Origin of the sequence: Rhodanobacter panaciterrae, assembly GCF_014651895.1 — a bacterium.
In the GTDB taxonomy this organism is placed as follows: domain Bacteria; phylum Pseudomonadota; class Gammaproteobacteria; order Xanthomonadales; family Rhodanobacteraceae; genus Rhodanobacter; species Rhodanobacter panaciterrae.
Genome location: NZ_BMXT01000002.1, coordinates 876,469 through 893,730, shown reverse-complemented (window position 1 = coordinate 893,730; position 17,262 = coordinate 876,469). Strand labels below are relative to the sequence as shown.

Here is a 17,262-nt window from a genome sequence, read left to right as displayed (position 1 = left end):
GGCGATCGGAACGGGGTTCGGTCAACGGATGGCATGCGTGATTCCAGGACTTGTTGCCACTGCGGCTTGGCTTCATCCTAACCAGCCGGCGCAGACTTGGCTCGATATTCAACGTGATTCATGCTTTCTGCACTACAGCGCCTCGACGCAGGAGACCGCATGATCACGACAAAGCATGCCATCCGTGATTGAAGGTCAGCCATGAAAGTCCACGATACTTCCGCCGCGCCAATCGTGCCGGAGCCATCCGCCGGAGCGCGCAAACCGACCGTGGCGCTGGCGCTCGGTGCCGGTGGCGCGAAAGGGCTGGCGCATATCGGTGCGATCGAGGAGATCGTGGCGCAAGGCTTCGAGATCACCGCCATCGCCGGTACCTCGATGGGCGCGCTGATCGGTGGCGTGTACGCGATGGGCAAGCTCGACGTGTATCGCGACTGGGTCTGCACGCTGGCCAAGCTCGACGTGTTCAAGCTGCTCGACTGGACGTTTTCCGGCGGCGGCCTGATCAAGGGCGAGAAGATCATCGGCACCATGCGCGAGTTGATCGGCGACGTTTGCATCGAGGAGTTGCCGCTCGCTTTCACCGCGGTCGCCACCGACCTCGACCGCGAACGCGAGGTGTGGCTGACCCGCGGCTCGTTGTTCGACGCGATCCGTGCCTCGATCGCGATCCCCACCGTGTTCCGGCCACATCATCTTGACGGGCGTCGGCTGGTCGACGGCGCGCTGCTGAATCCGGTGCCGGTGACGCCGCTGATCCGCGATCCGGCCGATTATCTGTTTGCCGTCAGCATGGACGGCCCGGCGCAGATGGCACCCGTCGCGATCGAGGAGATTGACCCGGCCGACGAGGGCAGCTTTCGTCACCGCGTCGGCGAATTCTTCGGCCGGATCCTGCCACACAGCGAAGGCAAACCGCGCGAGCCCGGCGCGCTGGACCTGCTCTACCAGTCGATGGATCTGATGCAGGCCAATCTCTCGCGACTGCGATTGGCGGCGTACGAGCCGGATCTGCTGATTCAGTTGCCGCGCAACATGTCGACCGCCTATGAGTTCTATCGCGCCCGTGAACTGATCGAACACGGCCGTGAACAGGCTCGCGAAGCGCTGGCCGGCTGGTCGAAATCCGCCACGCCGCTGCGCCCGTCCTGAGTCGATACGGCCTCAACGCGGGCCGTGCATATGCAACCAGTTCTCCAGGTACGCCTTCAACGCTACCGCGTTGTTGTGCTCTTCGTCGCGCGCGCCATACAGCAGGGTGACCACATGTCGCGCCGCCCGCTCGGCCAGCGGACGCCAGTGCTCCGCGGCGGCATCCAGCTCGGTGGCATAACGATGACGGAACCCGTCCCAGCGCGCCGGCTCGTGCGCAAACCACTGACGCAATGCGGTCGACGGCGCCAGTTCCTTCGCCCACTGATCCAGTGACACCGCGTCCTTCCTCAGTCCACGCGGCCATAGCCGATCGATCAGCACGCGATAACCATCGGCTTTCGCGGCCGGCTCGTAGACACGTTTGACGGCGATGCTCATGAGCGGTCTCCCGAACGGGAAGATCGCCAGCATACGACTACCGGATCAGTACGACATGACGTAGATCAGCGTTCTCTCGATTCAGAGCTCGTCGACCTTGGTCACCTTGCCACGGCGCATCAGCCACGCCACGCCGCGCAGATCGGCCAGACCGACCCACAGCCGGTCCAGCATGCCGTACTTGGACACGCCGGCGGTGCGCGGGCGATGGCCGACCGGCACGCTCTGGCTCTGGAAGCCGGCGCGCTTGACCAGTGCCGGCAGGTAGCGGTGCATGTGGTCGAAGTAGGGCAGGCGCAGGAACACTTCGCGATCGAACAGCTTCAGGCCGCAACCGGTATCCGGCGTGGCGTCCCGCAGCATGCGCGAACGCACCGCGTTGGCGATCTTCGAGGAGATCCGCTTGTTGAAGCTGTCGCGACGGGTGGTGCGCCAGCCGGCGAACAGCCGCGTCTCGGCGACCGCCGCATCGCGCGCAGCCAACAGCTTCGGAATATCTGCAGGATCGTTCTGGCCGTCGCCATCGAGCGTGGCAATCCACGGCGACGTCGCTTCGCGTACGCCGTTCCACACCGCGGTGCTCTGTCCGCTGCGGGTGACGTGATGCAGCACGCGCAGTTCCGGATGACTGGATTTCTGCGCGGCCAGCACGGCACGGCTGTCGTCGCTGGAATCGTCATCGATGTAGATGACTTCGTAATCGACCTTGCCACGCAGCGCGGTGGCGATTTCGGCGAGCAGCGGCGGGATATTGTCGCGCTCGTTGAAGACGGGGACGACGACGGAAAGTTGCGGCATGGGGGAAGCCTTTCAGCAGGGGCAACGGCTGCACTCGACGCAGCAGGTGCGCAGTTTAATGCCAAAGCGCATGCTGCTCCTCCCCCTGCACGCAGGGGGAGGTTGGGAGGGGGTAAGGCTTTTGACTTGAAAGGCGCAGATCAAGAGCACCCCTCCCCAACCCTCCCCTGCCTTGCAGGGGAGGGAGAATAAGCATCAGCGGATCTTGCCGAGAATCCCGTCCAGCTCGTCGTTGCTGTGGTAATGGATCACCAGCTTGCCGCGGCCACCACGGCCCTGCGCCAGTTCGACCCGGGTGGCGAAGCGTTCGCTGAGCTGGCGTTCCAGATCGGCGACGTTGGCGTCGCGCGGTGACGCGCTCTTCGCCTTGCCCTTCGGCTCCTGCTGTGCGCGCCGGGCGGCATCTTCCAGCTCGCGCACGCTCCAGCCGTGGCGTGCCGCTTCCAGCGCCAGCCTTTCGGCATCGTGCTCGGGCAGGGTCAGCAGGCAGCGCGCGTGACCCATTTCCAGCTTGCCGTCGTCGAGCAGCCGCTTGATCGATTCCGGCATCTCGGTCAGCCGCAGCATGTTCGACACGGATGCACGCGAGCGGCCGACCGCGTCGGCGGCCTGCTGGTGGGTGAGGTCGAAGTCGTCGATCAAACGCTTCAGCGCATCGGCTTCTTCCAGCGGAGTGAGGTCCTGGCGCTGAATGTTCTCGATCAGTGCCATCGCCGGCACGGCTTCTTCGGATACTTTCTTGATCAGCGCCGGAATCTCGCCCAACTGGGCACGCTGCGCGGCGCGCCAGCGACGTTCACCGGCGATCAGCTCGTAGCTGTTCTTGCCGAGTTCGCGCACCACCACCGGCTGGATCACACCTTGCGCCTTGATCGACGCGGCCAGTTCGTCCAGCGCCTCATCGTTCCAGTGCCGGCGCGGCTGGTATTTGCCGGGCTGGATCTGCTGGATCGGCAGCATGCGCAACTCGCCTTCCTGCGCCAGCACGGACGGCGCAGCCTCGCCGTCGCCGCCAAGCAGGGCATCGAGCCCGCGTCCCAATCCACGTTTCTTCGCAGCAGCCATGCTTTATTCCTGATGGTTGGCGGCCGGCGCCTTGAGCGTCGGGCCGCTGTCGCCGTGCGCGGATGCGGCCGCCGGCGGTTCAATGTTGTCGACCGGATCGACGTGGTCGGTGCGCGTCAGCGCGCGTTCGCGCCGGATGATTTCGCCGGCCAGGCCGATATAGGCGATCGCGCCGCGCGAACTGCGGTCGTACAGATGGATCGGCTGGCCGTGGCTGGGCGCTTCGGCCAGACGCACGTTGCGCGGGATGATCGAGCGCAGCACCTTGTCGCCGAAATGCTGGGTGAGCTGGGCGGAAACCTCGTTGCCGAGGTTGTTGCGCACGTCGTACATGGTGCGCAGCAGGCCCTCGATCTCCAGTGTCGGATTCAGCCGGTGACGTACCGCCTTGACCGTGTCGAGCAGGCTGGACAGGCCTTCCAGCGCGAAGTATTCGCATTGCACCGGAATCAGCACGCCATCGGCGGCGGTCAGCGCATTCAGGGTGAGCAGGTTCAGCGACGGCGGGCAGTCGATCAGGATGGTGTGATAGTTCGCCGAGACCTTCGCCAACAGCTCCTTCAGCCGATGCTCGCGCGCCAGCGCGTCCATCAGCTTCAGCTCGGCGGCGGTGAGGTCGCCGTTGCCCGGCAGCAGGTCGTAATGCGCATCGGTCGGCACGATCGCCGCGCTGATCTCCACTTCCTCCAGCAGCACCTCGCAGCCACTGGCCTTGATCTCGCGCTTGTTGATGCCCGAGGCCATCGTCGCGTTGCCCTGCGGATCGAAGTCGACCAGCAATACCTTGCGCTTCGCGGCAGCCAGCGCAGCGGCGAGATTGACGGCAGTGGTGGACAGCGATGATGCGAGCCATGGATGGATAGCTACCGTACGCAGGAGAGGGTTTAGTGTAATGCCTCACTCCGCCGAGTGCCGCCCGCCCTCAGGCGCCGATCCGCGCGCCGCTGGCGGCATCGAACAGGTGCAGGCGCTGCGCCACCAAACCCAGCGATACCGTGCTGCCCGGCTCGGGCAAGGCCCGCGGCGACACCCGTGAAACCAGCGCCTGCGCGCCATGGCGCAGGTTGAGGAAAATCTCGTTGCCGACCGGTTCCAGCACTTCCAGCTGGGCGATAAGTGCGGCATCGCCAGCGTCCTGCAGCTGCAGGTCCTCCGGGCGAATCCCCAGCACCACCTCACGATCGCGCCACGATTCCCAAGCCGCCGACTGCGGCGGCTGGCCCAGCGCGATATCGCCGTGCGCGGTGGCCAGCACCCAGCCGCGATCGTGGCGCAGCGTGCCGTGCAGCAGGTTCATTGCCGGGCTACCGACGAAACCGGCCACGAATAGGTTGGCGGGTTTTTCGTACAGGTTCATCGGCGTGTCGATCTGCTGGATCACCCCGCCGTCTAGCACCACGATGCGCTGACCCAGCGTCATCGCCTCGATCTGGTCGTGGGTGACGTAGATCATGGTGGCCTTGAGCTGGCGATGCAGCCGCGCGATCTCCACCCGCATCGACAACCGCAGTTTGGCGTCCAGATTCGACAGCGGCTCGTCCAGCAGGAAGACCTTGGGATCGCGCACCAATGCGCGGCCCAGTGCCACGCGCTGGCGCTGGCCGCCGGACAGCGCCGCCGGGCGTGATGTCAGCCGCGCTTCCAGCTCCAGCGTCTTCGCCGCCGCGGCCACGCGCTGGTCGATGTCGGCCTGCTTGTGGCCGCGCAGCTTCAGGCCGAAACCGAGGTTCTCGGCCACGGTCATGTGCGGGTACAGCGCGTAGTTCTGGAACACCATCGCGATATCGCGATCCTTCGGCGCCACCTCGTTGACCACGCTGCCGTCGATGCTGAGGGTGCCGCCACTGATCGTTTCCAGCCCGGCGATCATCCGCAACAAGGTGGTTTTGCCGCAGCCGGACGGCCCCACCAGCACCAGCAACTCGCCATCGGCGATCTCGAAACTGGCCCCGGCCACGCCCACGTTGCCATTGGGGTAAGTCTTGCGCAGCTGGTCCAGTCGTACGGCGGCCATCGGCATCTCCGGTGCGTAAGGCCACGATGGCCGTCCCGCCGAAGCATGCGCTTGTCTGCACATCGGCGGAGCATTGGGCTATTCTGCCCATGTAATCGTTTACATCAAGCATTTTAGTCGCAGGTATCCCCATGACCCGCCCCAGCTTCCGCTTCCCTGACGGCTTCCATTGGGGTGCCGCCACCTCGGCCTACCAGATCGAAGGCTCGCCACTGGCCGATGGCGCCGGCCCCAGCATCTGGCAGCGCTTCGCGCATACGCCGGGGATGATGAGCAACGGCGATACCGGCGATATCGCCTGCGATCACTACCGTCGCTACAAGGACGACGTGCAGTTGATGAAAGCGCTGGGCCTGCACGGCTACCGCTTCAGCATCAACTGGGCGCGCGTACTGCCCGAGGGCACCGGCCGGATCAACCCGAAGGGACTGGATTTCTATTCGCGACTGGTGGATCAATTGCTGGAAAACGGCATCGCGCCGAACGCCACGCTGTTCCACTGGGACCTGCCGGCCGCGCTGGACGACCGCGGCGGCTGGCTCAATCGCGACATCGCACACTGGTTCGCCGAGTACGCCGAAGTGATGTTCAAGGCGCTGGACGACCGCGTGCCGCGCTGGGCCACGCTCAACGAACCGTGGGTGGTCACCGACGGCGGCTATCTGCACGGTGCGCTGGCGCCGGGCCACCGCAACAAATACGAGGCACCGATCGCCGCGCACAACCTGATGCGCGCCAGTGGCGCCGGCATCCAGGCGTATCGCGCACATGGGAAGCACGAGATCGGCGTGGTGTTCAACATCGAGCCGAAATACCCGCATTCGGACAGCGCCGAAGATGTGGCCGCCACGCGTCGCGCGCATGCCTACATGAACCAGCAGTTCGCCGATCCGGCGCTGCTCGGCAGCTACCCGCCCGAGCTGAAGGAGATCTTCGGCGACGCGTGGCCGGATTTCCCCGAGGACGATCTCAAACTGACGAACCAGAAGGTCGACTTCGTCGGCATCAACTACTACACCCGCGCGGTGGTCAAGCACGATTCGAACGCGTATCCGTTGAAGGCGGTGCCGGTGCGTCAGCCGAACAAGACCTATACCGAAACGGGCTGGGAAGTGTTCGAGCAAGGCCTGACCGACACGCTGACCTGGTTCAAGGATCGCTACGGCGACATCCCGCTGTACATCACTGAAAACGGTTCGGCGTTCTACGATCCGCCGGTGGCCGAGAACGGCGTGCTCGACGATCCGCTACGCACCAACTATCTGCGCAAACACCTCAAGGCGCTGCACAGGGCAATCGACGCCGGGGTGAACCTGAAGGGCTATTACGCGTGGTCGCTGATGGACAACCTGGAGTGGTCGCTGGGTTTCTCCAAGCGCTTCGGGCTGTACCACGTCGACTTCGCCACCCAGCAGCGCACCCCGAAAGCCACCGCAAAACTGTACGCGCAGGTGATCGAGAGCAACGGCGGCGTGCTGGACGAATAATCCGGATCAGGTGCGGCCGAGCACCAGCAGATGGCGCTCGGCCGGCAGCCCCGGCACCGCCAGTTCATGCGTGCTGCGCACTTCGAATCCTGACGGAATCCCCGGCAACTCGTCGTCCGGCCGCTTGCCCTTCATCGCCAGCCAGATCCCGTCCGGGGCCAGCAGATGGCCGCCCCAGCCGAGCATGTCAGCCATGCTGGCAAACGCGCGCGCGGTAACGCAGTCGTACTGGCCTTCGACGTCTTCGACCCGCGACTGCACCGCGCGCACGCCATCGAGCTTCAGCGCGCGAATCGCTTCGCGCAGAAAGCGCACCTTCTTGCCATTGGAATCGACCAGCAGGATCTCGCGTCCCGGCGCGGCGATCGCCAGCGGAATGCCCGGCAGACCCGGTCCGGTGCCGAGGTCGGCCAAGGTCTGGCCTTGCACGTACGGCAGGATCGCCAGCGAATCGAGCAGGTGGCGGGTGACCATCTCCGCCGGATCGCGCACGGCGGTGAGGTTGTAGGCCGCGTTCCAGCGTTCCAGCAGGGCTTGATAGTCGAGCAGGCGCGGCACGGCGTCGACCGGCAGGCTCAGTCCCAGTTCGGCAATGCCTTGTTCGAGTCGTGCCTGCAAGGCGTCGCGCGCAGCCATGATGCTTTCCTGTGATCCGGGGCCGGCAGTATCCCGGCCGGACGGCAACGATGCCAGCACGGATGCAAACCGACAAAAGAAAAACCCGCCGAAGCGGGTTGCAAGATTCACAAATCCCCTGTGGCGTGGGCGCTCTCGGTCGCCCTGACGCGATTCACGACTCAGGCCACGTCGAGCTCGACCCGGGTCACCATCATGCCGCGCTCGCGCAGCGCGCTGTTCAAGGACTGCTTCACGCGTGCACTCAAGTCGCGGCGATCGGCATGGTCGGTCGCCGGCTCGTCACGCAAGGCTTCCTGCGCGCCGCGGCGAATCAGCTGATCGACCTGTTCGAACACCGCGTCGGCGCGCTCCGGCTCCAGCACCTGCCAGTACACCGTGCCACGCACATCATGCGCATCGGCCAGCGGCTGCTCGAAACGCAGCGTCTGACCAGCCAGATTGATCTTGTGCGCGACCCGGTCCAGCAACGGCAGCACCAGATGCATGCCCGCCTGCAGCAGACGCACCGGCTTGCCGCGCCGATACAGACTGTAGACCTGGCCGACCGGCACAACCTTGACCGCGCTGGCAATCAGCACGACAGGCAGCAGGAGCAGGAGGGTCAACAGAGTCATCATGGTATGAAAAAACAGCAACTTGGCCGTGGTTTGTTCAATGTCGCGGGAAGTTGAGGATACAGTCGGTTGAGTCCGCGAAGATTAACCTTGATTTAACGACGGAATGGATTTTTTAACAATAGTCGGAATCCGGCAAAAGTAGGACGCCATCCACAGATTTGGTAAATCGCCGATCGCTCAAACCTTTATCGACCGGTTGTTGCACTGCCACAGCGGGATTTCTCCGATAGCGGACTGCCACCATCAATCGCCACGCTAACGATCCGGGCACCGGAAGGTGGCCAAAGCTGGAAAAAACATTCCGCAACGCAGCAAAAATCTTGTCTTTACAGGCACTTTACAACTCGCCATGAAAACGTTTACGTTGCCGCCATGACTGGGTTTCGGAGCTTCCGGGCAACTCCTTATGGCAGCGGCAACCATCAAAGACGTAGCGCGTGAAGCCAAGGTCTCCGTGGCATCCGTCTCTCGCGCCCTGAATGACGGCCGCGGAGTGACTGCCGAGACCAGCCAGCGTATTCGTGATGCCGCGAGTCGCCTGCGCTATGTGCCGCACGCCGCGGCACGCACGCTGATCACCCGCCGCACGAACACCATCGGCGCGCTGTTGCCGGATCTGTATGGCGAGTTCTTTTCCGAGCTGATCCGCGGCATCGACCTGGCCGCGCGGGCGCGGGGCCTGCACCTGCTGGTCTCCAGCTCCCATGACGACGCCGATGCCGCCGCCGCGGCCTTGCGCGCGATGCAGGGCCGCGTCGATGGCTTGCTGCTGATGTCGCCGCATGCCGACGCCGCCTTCCTGCAGCAGAACCTGCCGCATGACCTGCCCACCGTGCTGATGAACACCCGGCTGGCCGGCGCCGACTACTGCGCGCTGTCAGTGGACAACGATGGTGGGGCACGTCTTATGGTCGAACACCTGCTGGCACTCGGCCACCGACGGATCGTGTTCATCCAGGGGCCATCCGGCAACCGCGATGCCGCCGAACGCGAACTCGGCTACCGCGAAGCGCTCGCCAGCCACTCACCGGACAGTCCGGCGATCGTGCTGCACGGTGACTTCAGCGAGGAATCCGGTTACCGCGCCGGGCAGCAGGTGCTGGCACTGCGGCCACGCCCGGATGCCGTATTTGCTGCCAACGACATGATGGCGATCGGATGCATGGCGGCCTTGCGCGACGCCGGTATCTGCGTACCCGAGGAAATCGCCATCAGCGGTTTCGACGACGTGCCGATGGCGCGCTACGTAACGCCGCCGCTGACCACGATCCAGGTGCACATCGCCGAACTCGGCAGCCAGGCCATGGAGCTGCTGGGCGAACAGATCGACAACCCGGACACCGTGATGGCCGGCACGCATCGCCGCGTCAACGCCGAACTGGTGGTGCGGGTGTCCAGCGGCGCACCGCTCGTATAGCGGACAGACATCAAGACTGGCGCAGGGCGGCGCCGGCTGGAACCGCATCGACATGAGGCGGTTCTGCTTGAACGGATCGTGGGGGCGTTCCGCTCACGGGCAACACAAAGCAACGCGACAGCAGACAGTCCGAACTACTTGCACCGATTACGGGAGAGGGTCAGGTCATGGTCAATCAACGCATGCTATCCAGACAGATCTCGCTGGCTTTCGCCGGCTTGCTCGCCAGCACACTTTCACTGCCGGGCGTCGTTTACGCCCAGAACAGCACGGCCACCCTGCGCGGCCATATCACGGCACCGCAAGGGCAGGTGCCAACCGACGTCGTCGCCACCAATACCACCACCGGCTTCGTCAACAAATCGAAGGTCACCGCCGACGGCAACTACACCCTGGTCGGTCTGGCGCCAGGCAGCTACAACATCGTGGCCAGCGGCAACGGCAGCAGTGCGAACCAGACCGTCGCCGTACATGTGGGTCAGTCGCTCACCTTGAATCTGAACACCGCGGCGGCAGCGGCAGCACCCAGCACCGCCAACGCTACCAACCTGACCGGCGTCACCGTAAGCGCAGCGTCGCTGTTCGAGACACGCACTTCGGAAGTGGCACAAAACGTCTCGCAGGCGCAGATCGCCAACCTGCCGCAAAACGAGCGCAACTTCCTCGACTTTGCGCAGCTGGTGCCGGGCGTCACCATCTCGCATGACCCAACCAATAAATCGTTCTCGTCAGGCGGTCAGTCGGCCGAAAATGTAAACGTTTTTATCGACGGCGCCAGCCAGCGTAATGACATCCTGAAAGGAGGTCTGGTCGGTCAGGATTCCAGCCGCGGCAATCCGTTCTCGCAGGAAGCGATCGCCGAATATCGCGTGCTTACACAGAACTACAAGGCCGAGTACGAGCAGGCCGGCACCGCCATCATCACCGCGGTCACCAAGTCAGGCAGCAACGAATTCCACGGCACCGTCTACGACTATTTCCAGAACCAGTCGATGATCGCGCAGGATTCCTTCGACAAGAAGAATCACGTGAAGAAGCCCGACTACAAGCGCCAGCAGCGCGGCTTCAACATCGGCGGCCCGATCATCAAGGATCAGCTGCAGTTCTTCATCAACTACGAAGAACGCAAGGACGTCAACAATGCGAACGTGGCGATCAGCCCGAATTACCCGCAGTTCGCGCAGTACAACGGCACCTTCTCGGTACCGTTCAATGAAAAAGCCTGGTTCGGCAAGCTGAGCTGGCAGCCAAATCAGGACAACAACGTCGACCTGAGCTATTCCGATCGCAAGGATAACGAGGTCATTTTCAACAATGGCACGCAGGCGTACCAGGGTCGTACCAGCCGCAAGAACGATGTCGGCGATCTGGTGCTGAAGTGGGAGGCGCGCGGCGACATCTGGACCAACGACCTGCTGATCGACTCGGGTCGCTATACGTGGAATCCGGTGGCTGCCGAACCGAATCTGGTCCAGCAAAATTACGAAGGAGCCGCCACCCTCGGCGGTGCCTCCGGCCTGCAGAACAAGGCCCAGGATCAGATCACCCTGCGCGACGACCTGACCTTCTCGGGCCTGTCGTGGCATGGCGACCACACCGTGAAGATCGGCGTCAAATATGCCGACTACAGCCTGCGGCTGTTGCAGAACAACAATGCGGTACCGTCCTACAGCTACAGCCTCGATCAGCCAGGCGGATTCAACACGCCCTATCGCGCGGTGTATTCACCGCAAGGTACGGGGGTCCACATCCACGACAACCAGCTGGGTATCTATGCGCAGGATGACTGGGATGTCACCTCGCGCCTGCAGCTGAACCTGGGTGTGCGCTGGGACTACGAGACCAATGCGCTCGACAACAACTACGTCACGCCGGCGTCGCAATACGACGTACTCCAGTACAACGGCCTGCAGGACAACATCAGCACCGGGAACAACCGCAAGGCACAGAAGGACGAGATCCAGCCGCGTCTGGGTTTCTCGCTCGACGTCAGCAAGGACGGCGATGCCAGCACCACCGTGTTCGGTGGCGCCGGCCGCTACTACTCACGCACGCCGTACGACTGGCTCAGCCAGGAACCGATCCATTCGCAGGTGCCGAACTACACCTTCCTGTTCAGCCCGAACGGCGCCACGCCCGGAACGATCGCGTGGGATCCGAAATACCTCACTCCCGCGGGGCTGAACAGCATTCTCGCTTCCGGCCAAGCCGGCTTCAGCACCGAAATCGATACGATCAACAACAACACCAAGGCACCGTACACCGACCAGTTCAGCGTGGGCATCAAGCAGGTGATGGGTGACTGGACCGGTTCGCTGACGCTGTCCCGTGTACTCGGCTACCGGCAATTCACCTGGGTCTGGGGCAACCGCGTACCGGGTTATGGCTTCACGCTGATCAATCCGCCCGGTGCCGCGGTGTCGTATGTGGTGTTGAGCAACGCGTACAAGAAAACCCAGTCGAGCAGCGTGCTGATTGGCATCAGCAAGCCGTATACAACGGCGTCGGGATGGGGGGTGGATATCGCCTACACCTATCAGCGCGCGCACCAGAGCGGCAACGACAACTACTCGCTCGACTACGCTGACCCGAGCGGATACCCGAAGGATTACGTCGGTCCGAAACACAACCTGGTCCTCAGCGGACAGGTCCACGGACCGTGGGATACCCGCTTCAGTGCCATCGCCACCTACAACTCGGGCGCGCCCTACGGCTACTCGATGGGCTACAACCCCGCACCGGGCCTCGTCGGGTGCGATTACAACTGCGCACAGTACATCAACGGCAAGTATGGACGTCCATACATCAACCTCGATCTGGCGATATCGAAGGAGTGGCGCTGGGGCCAGAGCCAGGCATTGCAGTTGCGCTTTGATGTCTTCAATGCGCTCAACCGCGATGTGATCAACGGCTACAACACCAACTTCTATCACTACGGCAATTTCGCCACGCCGGATCCGACGTTCGGGCAAGCCACCGGCGCCGATCCGAACCAGACCCGCCGCTTCCAGATCGGTGCGCGTTACACGTTCTGATTCACCTGCGGCAAGCTGTACTGCCGCTCCACCGGTCCGCCCGTACACTGCGGGCGGACATTCGGACGATCCGTTGAAGTCGCGTGCAAGCACGGCTTCAACGGATCACCACCCGCAAGGCACGGCAGACAATCAATGATGTTTTTCAACCGGCACGCATGGCTTCCCGTCCTGCTCGGCACAACGCTGGCTCTCACCGCACCCGCCAGCCTGGCCCGACCAAACGGTGAGGTCGCCACAGCCACGTCAACCCGGGCTCCCGCAGTCCCGGCGCTGGTCAACGACCTCGAACAGCGCACCTTCCGCTTTTTCTGGGACAGCGCGAATCCCGTCAATGGACTGATCCCCGATCACTACCCCGGCGACTCTTTTTCCAGCATCGCCGCCGTCGGCTTCGGTCTCACCGCCTACGGTGTGGGCGTGGAGCGCGGCTACATCACGCGCGAGCAGGCGATCGAACGCACCCTGACCACGCTGCGCTTCTTCGAACATGCACCGCAGGGCGGCAGCGAAGACGACGACAGCGGCTATCAGGGTTTCTACTACCACTTCCTCGACATGCAGAGCGGCAAGCGCTTCGCGCGCTGGACCGAAGTGTCCACCGTGGATACCACCTTGCTGCTCGGTGGCGTGCTGTTCGCGCAGTCCTACTACGATCGCGACACGCCGCAGGAACGCGAGATCCGCACGCTGGCCGACAGCATCTACCGCCGGGTCAACTGGACCTGGGCACAGGTGCGCAAACCGCTGATCAGCATGGGCTGGACGCCGGGTGGCAAGTTCATCCCGCATGACTGGGAGGGCTATAACGAAGGCATGCTGGTCTATGTGCTGGCGCTTGGCTCGCCCACCCATCCGGTTGGCGCCGACGCATGGACCGCGTGGACGAGCACCTATTCGCGCAGCTGGGGTGAGTTCCAGGGCGAGCAACTGCTGAACTTCGGGCCACTGTTCGGACATCAGTTCAGCCATGTGTGGATCGACTTTCGCGGCATCCGCGACGCGTGGAATCGCGAGCACGATCTGGACTATTTCGAGAACAGCCGCCGTGCGGTGATCGCCCAGCGCAACTACGCGATCGCCAATCCGGCCGGCTGGACCGGCTACGGCAAGAACGTGTGGGGCCTGACGGCCAGCAACGGCCCCGGCGGCATCATCGTGGAAGGCAACCGTCAGCATGAGCAGTTCTACGGCTATACGGCTCGTGGCGCCGGACTCGGTTATATCGTCGACGACGGCACCCTGGTGCCGACCGCGGCCGCCAGCTCGATCGCGTTTGCGCCCGAGCTGGTGATTCCCGCGCTGCAGGAGATGACGCTCCGCTACGGCAAATACATCTACAACGAGCACGGCTTCGTCGACGCGTTCAATCCAAGTTTCCGCGCCCATACCTTGCTGCGCAGCGGCAAGCTGACGCCGATCGGCTGGGTCGACACCGAACAACTGGGCCTCGACCAGGGTCCGATCGTGTTGATGATCGAGAACTGGCGCAGCGATTTCGTGTGGAACGTGATGAAGAAGAACCCGTACATCCGCAAGGGCCTGGAACGTGCCGGCTTCACTGGCGGCTGGCTCGACAAGGCGACCGGAAAGCCATGAATCCAGCGGCGGCCGTCCACATGCGTCGGCGCCCGGTGCGCGGCATGCTGATGGCCTGCCTGTTGACCTGCCTGACCCTGCTCGGCGGCTGTACTTCATCGAGCAGCGACGACAACGCGCTCACCTTCTGGACCGTGGGTCGCGAGGGCGAGGCCATCCTCAAGCTGCTGCCGGCGTTCGAGCGCGCGCATCCGGACATCCACGTCAAGGTGCAGCAGCTGCCATTGAGTGCGGCGCACCAGAAACTGCTCACCGCTTTCGCCGGAGGCTCCACGCCGGACCTCAGCCAGCTCGGCAATACCTGGCTGCCGGAAATGGTGGCGCTCAATGCGCTGGAACCGCTGCAACCGCGCGTCGACCACTCGGCGGTAATCAAACAGGGCGATTACTTCGCCAGCATCTGGGCCACCAACGTGATCGACGGCGCGCTGTACGGCGTGCCGTGGTACGTCGACACGCGGCTGTTGTTCTACCGCACGGATCTGCTGAAGCAGGCCGGCTTCGATGCACCGCCGCGCAACTGGGCCGAGTGGCGACGCATGCTCGCCACGCTCAGCAATCCGCAGCGCCATACCTGGGGCATCCTGCTGCCCACCAACGAATACGAACAGCTGATGTCGCTGGCGCTGCAGCAGGATGAACCACTGCTGCGCGACGGCGGTCGCTACGGCAACTTCGAGAGCGCCGGCTTCAAGCGCGCGCTGGAGTTCTACGTGGATACCTTCAAGCTGCACCAGGCGCCGGCGATCACCAATGTCGAAGCCGGCAACCCGTGGTCGGAATTCGGCCACGGCGTCTACGCGTTTTACCTGTCCGGTCCGTGGAACATCGGCGAGTTCCGCTCGCGCCTGCCGGCCGCGCAGCAAGATGACTGGTCGACCGCACCGCTGCCCGGCCCGACCACTGCCGGCATCGGTTCGGCGGGTGGCTCCAGCCTGGTGATCTTCCGCAGCTCGCGGCACAAGGAAGCCGCCTGGACCTTGATCGAATACCTGTCGCAACCGGACGTGCAGCAACGCTTCTACGATCTGCTCGGCGACATGCCGCCGCGACGCAGTTCGTGGGCAGGCGGCGCGCTGCGCGACGACCCGAAGGCACGCGCGTTCCGCGAGCAACTCGAAAACGCCAGGCCGACACCGGCCGTGCCGGAATGGGAACGCATTGCCACCGAGATGCAACTGGTCGCCGCGCAGGCGATCGCCGGCCAGCTGACGATCGACCAGGCCGCCGTCGAAATCGACCATCGGGTCGACCGCATCCTCGAGAAGCGTCGCTGGGTGCTCGATCATCCACAAGCCGCCAGCGGGAGTGCGCGATGAATCCGCAGCGCGCCGCCTGGCTGTTCCTCGCACCGGCGCTACTGGTGCTGGGCGTGTTCTTCCTGTTGCCGGTGATTGCCGCGCTGGTGCTCAGCCTCACCGACTACGACCTCTACGCGCTGGCGAATATCCACAACCTGCGCTTCGTGGCGCTGCAGAACTACTGGGCCTTGCTGCAGCGTCCGCTGTTCTGGTCGGCGCTCGGTCACACGGTGTATTTCGTTGCCGTCGGCGTGCCGCTGTCGATGGGCGCTTCGCTGGGTGCGGCACTGCTGCTCAATTCGCCGCTGGCGAAATGCAAGCCGTTCTTCCGCACTGCGCTGTTCGCGCCGGTGGTGACCACGGTGGTGGCCACCGCGGTGATCTGGCGCTACCTGTTCAACACCAAATACGGCTGGATGAACTACGCACTCAATGCACTCGGCATCCATCCGGTCGACTGGCTCGGCGATCCGCACTGGGCGATGCCGACGATCATCCTGTTCGCCGTGTGGAAGAACTTCGGCTACAACATGATCATCTTCCTCGCCGGGCTGCAGGCGATTCCGCTCGATCTTTACGAGGCCGCGCGCATCGACGGCGCGTCGAGCTGGCGCCAGTTCCGCCACATCACCTGGCCGATGCTGGGGCCGACCCTGCTGATGGTGGGCATCCTTACCGTGTCGGGCTATTTCCAGCTGTTCGCCGAGCCCTACGTGATGACCGAGGGCGGCCCGCTGCAGAGCACCACCAGCGTGCTGTACCTGATGTACGACGAGGGCTTCAAGTGGTGGAACCTCGGCTCCGCCTCGGCGGTGGCGTTCCTGCTGTTCATCATCATGTTCGCGGTGACCGTACTGATGCTGAAACTCTCGCGCCGCGGTGAGCATCCCGATGGAGCACCGGCATGAACCCGCGGCTGGCGAAGGCACTGATCAATGGCCTGCTGATAGGCGCCACGATGGTCGCGCTGTTCCCGTTGCTGTGGATGCTGTCGGTGTCGTTCATGCCGCCCGGTGGTGCCAGCGCGCTGCCGCCGCCGTTGCTGCCGAAGCACGCCACGATGAGCAACTACCGCGAACTGTTCGTACATGCCGGCATGAGTCGCTACCTGCTCAACAGCCTGCTGGTGTCGAGCGCGATCACGGTGTTGTCGCTGGCCTTCAACCTGATGGCTGGCTACGCCTTCGCCAAGTTGCGTTTCGCCGGTCGTGAGCGGCTGTTCCAGGCACTGATCGGCGCGCTGGTGATTCCGGCGCAGGTGGCGATGCTGCCGCTGTTCCTGCTGCTGAAATACATCGGTCTGGTCAACAGCTACGCCGGCGTGATCGTGCCGGGCATGGCGACCGTATTCGGCATCTTCCTGGTGCGCCAGTACGCACGCGGCATTCCCGACGAACTGCTGGAAGCCGCGCGCATCGATGGCGCCGGCGAATGGCGCATCTTCATGCAGATCGTGATGCCACTGCTGAAGCCGATCATGGTGACGCTGGCTATCTTCAGCTTTCTCGCCGCGTGGAACGACTTCATGTGGCCGCTGATCGTGCTGACCGGGCAGGAGCACTACACCTTGCCGATCGGGCTGGCCTCGCTGGCACGCGAGCACGCGCAAGACAGCGAACTGATGATGGCCGGCGCGGTGGTCACCGTGCTGCCGGTGCTGCTGCTGTTCCTGGCGATGCAGCGCTATTACTTAGAAGGGCTGCTGCTGGGCAGCGTGAAGGGCTGAGCGCATGAGTTTTCACTGGTGCCGCAACCTG

At 63.8% G+C, this 17,262-nt stretch carries 15 protein-coding genes; 8 read left to right on the top strand and 7 right to left on the bottom strand.

What is annotated here, in order from left to right:
* The first annotated feature begins 201 nt into the window (after nucleotides 1-201).
* Nucleotides 202-1,152 (top strand): patatin-like phospholipase family protein, encoded by a 951-nt coding sequence (locus IE071_RS13350; protein WP_189441720.1) that lies wholly within the window; start codon nucleotides 202-204, stop codon nucleotides 1,150-1,152.
* Nucleotides 1,153-1,164: 12 nt separating this feature from the next.
* Here IE071_RS13350 and IE071_RS13345 read toward each other — a convergent pair whose 3' ends face one another.
* The 5 genes from IE071_RS13345 to IE071_RS13325 form a co-directional block, all read right to left on the bottom strand.
* Nucleotides 1,165-1,533, bottom strand: coding sequence for a DUF488 domain-containing protein (locus IE071_RS13345; RefSeq protein ID WP_189441718.1), 369 nt, complete (start codon nucleotides 1,531-1,533; stop codon nucleotides 1,165-1,167).
* An 81-nt stretch (nucleotides 1,534-1,614) separates the two neighbouring features.
* Nucleotides 1,615-2,331, bottom strand: coding sequence for a glycosyltransferase (locus tag IE071_RS13340; protein WP_189441716.1), 717 nt, complete (start codon nucleotides 2,329-2,331; stop codon nucleotides 1,615-1,617).
* Nucleotides 2,332-2,526: 195 nt separating this feature from the next.
* The gene (locus IE071_RS13335) at nucleotides 2,527-3,396 is read right to left on the bottom strand and encodes a ParB/RepB/Spo0J family partition protein (protein WP_189441714.1); all 870 of its coding nucleotides are present in this window, start codon (nucleotides 3,394-3,396) and stop codon (nucleotides 2,527-2,529) included.
* A 3-nt stretch (nucleotides 3,397-3,399) separates the two neighbouring features.
* Nucleotides 3,400-4,272: a ParA family protein gene (locus IE071_RS13330; protein ID WP_189441860.1), complete on the bottom strand. Its 873-nt coding sequence runs from the start codon at nucleotides 4,270-4,272 to the stop codon at nucleotides 3,400-3,402.
* Between the two features lie 46 nt (nucleotides 4,273-4,318).
* The gene (locus IE071_RS13325; protein WP_189441712.1) at nucleotides 4,319-5,410 is read right to left on the bottom strand and encodes an ABC transporter ATP-binding protein; all 1,092 of its coding nucleotides are present in this window, start codon (nucleotides 5,408-5,410) and stop codon (nucleotides 4,319-4,321) included.
* Nucleotides 5,411-5,541: 131 nt separating this feature from the next.
* Here IE071_RS13325 and IE071_RS13320 point away from each other — a divergent pair, with 131 nt between their 5' ends.
* A complete protein-coding gene (locus IE071_RS13320; protein ID WP_189441710.1) occupies nucleotides 5,542-6,897 on the top strand; it encodes a GH1 family beta-glucosidase in 1,356 nt (451 codons plus the stop codon).
* Between the two features lie 6 nt (nucleotides 6,898-6,903).
* Here the strand turns inward: IE071_RS13320 and rsmG are convergent, their stop codons facing one another.
* Nucleotides 6,904-7,533, bottom strand: a complete 630-nt coding sequence (rsmG, locus tag IE071_RS13315) for a 16S rRNA (guanine(527)-N(7))-methyltransferase RsmG (protein WP_189441708.1) — start codon at nucleotides 7,531-7,533, stop codon at nucleotides 6,904-6,906.
* A 161-nt stretch (nucleotides 7,534-7,694) separates the two neighbouring features.
* Nucleotides 7,695-8,153: an SPFH domain-containing protein gene (locus IE071_RS13310; protein ID WP_189441706.1), complete on the bottom strand. Its 459-nt coding sequence runs from the start codon at nucleotides 8,151-8,153 to the stop codon at nucleotides 7,695-7,697.
* A 406-nt stretch (nucleotides 8,154-8,559) separates the two neighbouring features.
* Here IE071_RS13310 and IE071_RS13305 point away from each other — a divergent pair, with 406 nt between their 5' ends.
* From IE071_RS13305 to IE071_RS13280, 6 genes are all read left to right on the top strand, one after another.
* Nucleotides 8,560-9,570: a LacI family DNA-binding transcriptional regulator gene (locus IE071_RS13305; RefSeq protein WP_189441705.1), complete on the top strand. Its 1,011-nt coding sequence runs from the start codon at nucleotides 8,560-8,562 to the stop codon at nucleotides 9,568-9,570.
* A 167-nt stretch (nucleotides 9,571-9,737) separates the two neighbouring features.
* A complete protein-coding gene (locus IE071_RS13300; protein WP_189441703.1) occupies nucleotides 9,738-12,605 on the top strand; it encodes a TonB-dependent receptor in 2,868 nt (955 codons plus the stop codon).
* A 135-nt stretch (nucleotides 12,606-12,740) separates the two neighbouring features.
* Complete coding sequence (locus tag IE071_RS13295) at nucleotides 12,741-14,204, top strand: glucoamylase family protein (protein ID WP_189441702.1); 1,464 nt, start codon at nucleotides 12,741-12,743, stop codon at nucleotides 14,202-14,204.
* The gene (locus tag IE071_RS13290) at nucleotides 14,201-15,523 is read left to right on the top strand and encodes a sugar ABC transporter substrate-binding protein (RefSeq protein ID WP_484593330.1); all 1,323 of its coding nucleotides are present in this window, start codon (nucleotides 14,201-14,203) and stop codon (nucleotides 15,521-15,523) included. Before IE071_RS13295 ends, IE071_RS13290 begins: the two co-directional genes overlap by 4 nt.
* Complete coding sequence (locus tag IE071_RS13285) at nucleotides 15,520-16,413, top strand: carbohydrate ABC transporter permease (protein WP_189441700.1); 894 nt, start codon at nucleotides 15,520-15,522, stop codon at nucleotides 16,411-16,413. The genes IE071_RS13290 and IE071_RS13285 overlap by 4 nt, the downstream gene beginning before the upstream one ends.
* Complete coding sequence (locus IE071_RS13280) at nucleotides 16,410-17,231, top strand: carbohydrate ABC transporter permease (RefSeq protein ID WP_189441698.1); 822 nt, start codon at nucleotides 16,410-16,412, stop codon at nucleotides 17,229-17,231. Before IE071_RS13285 ends, IE071_RS13280 begins: the two co-directional genes overlap by 4 nt.
* Nucleotides 17,232-17,262: the final 31 nt, after the last annotated feature.

What these genes read in the sequence shown, in the direction of transcription:
- IE071_RS13350 (WP_189441720.1), top strand. Translation starts at nt 202, where the DNA reads ATGAAAGTCCACGATACTTCCGCCGCGCCAATCGTGCCGGAGCCATCC.
- IE071_RS13345 (WP_189441718.1), bottom strand. Translation starts at nt 1,533, where the DNA reads ATGAGCATCGCCGTCAAACGTGTCTACGAGCCGGCCGCGAAAGCCGAT.
- IE071_RS13340 (WP_189441716.1), bottom strand. Translation starts at nt 2,331, where the DNA reads ATGCCGCAACTTTCCGTCGTCGTCCCCGTCTTCAACGAGCGCGACAAT.
- IE071_RS13335 (WP_189441714.1), bottom strand. Translation starts at nt 3,396, where the DNA reads ATGGCTGCTGCGAAGAAACGTGGATTGGGACGCGGGCTCGATGCCCTG.
- IE071_RS13325 (WP_189441712.1), bottom strand. Translation starts at nt 5,410, where the DNA reads ATGGCCGCCGTACGACTGGACCAGCTGCGCAAGACTTACCCCAATGGC.
- IE071_RS13320 (WP_189441710.1), top strand. Translation starts at nt 5,542, where the DNA reads ATGACCCGCCCCAGCTTCCGCTTCCCTGACGGCTTCCATTGGGGTGCC.
- rsmG (WP_189441708.1), bottom strand. Translation starts at nt 7,533, where the DNA reads ATGGCTGCGCGCGACGCCTTGCAGGCACGACTCGAACAAGGCATTGCC.
- IE071_RS13310 (WP_189441706.1), bottom strand. Translation starts at nt 8,153, where the DNA reads ATGATGACTCTGTTGACCCTCCTGCTCCTGCTGCCTGTCGTGCTGATT.
- IE071_RS13305 (WP_189441705.1), top strand. Translation starts at nt 8,560, where the DNA reads ATGGCAGCGGCAACCATCAAAGACGTAGCGCGTGAAGCCAAGGTCTCC.
- IE071_RS13300 (WP_189441703.1), top strand. Translation starts at nt 9,738, where the DNA reads ATGGTCAATCAACGCATGCTATCCAGACAGATCTCGCTGGCTTTCGCC.
- IE071_RS13295 (WP_189441702.1), top strand. Translation starts at nt 12,741, where the DNA reads ATGATGTTTTTCAACCGGCACGCATGGCTTCCCGTCCTGCTCGGCACA.
- IE071_RS13290 (WP_484593330.1), top strand. Translation starts at nt 14,201, where the DNA reads ATGAATCCAGCGGCGGCCGTCCACATGCGTCGGCGCCCGGTGCGCGGC.
- IE071_RS13285 (WP_189441700.1), top strand. Translation starts at nt 15,520, where the DNA reads ATGAATCCGCAGCGCGCCGCCTGGCTGTTCCTCGCACCGGCGCTACTG.
- IE071_RS13280 (WP_189441698.1), top strand. Translation starts at nt 16,410, where the DNA reads ATGAACCCGCGGCTGGCGAAGGCACTGATCAATGGCCTGCTGATAGGC.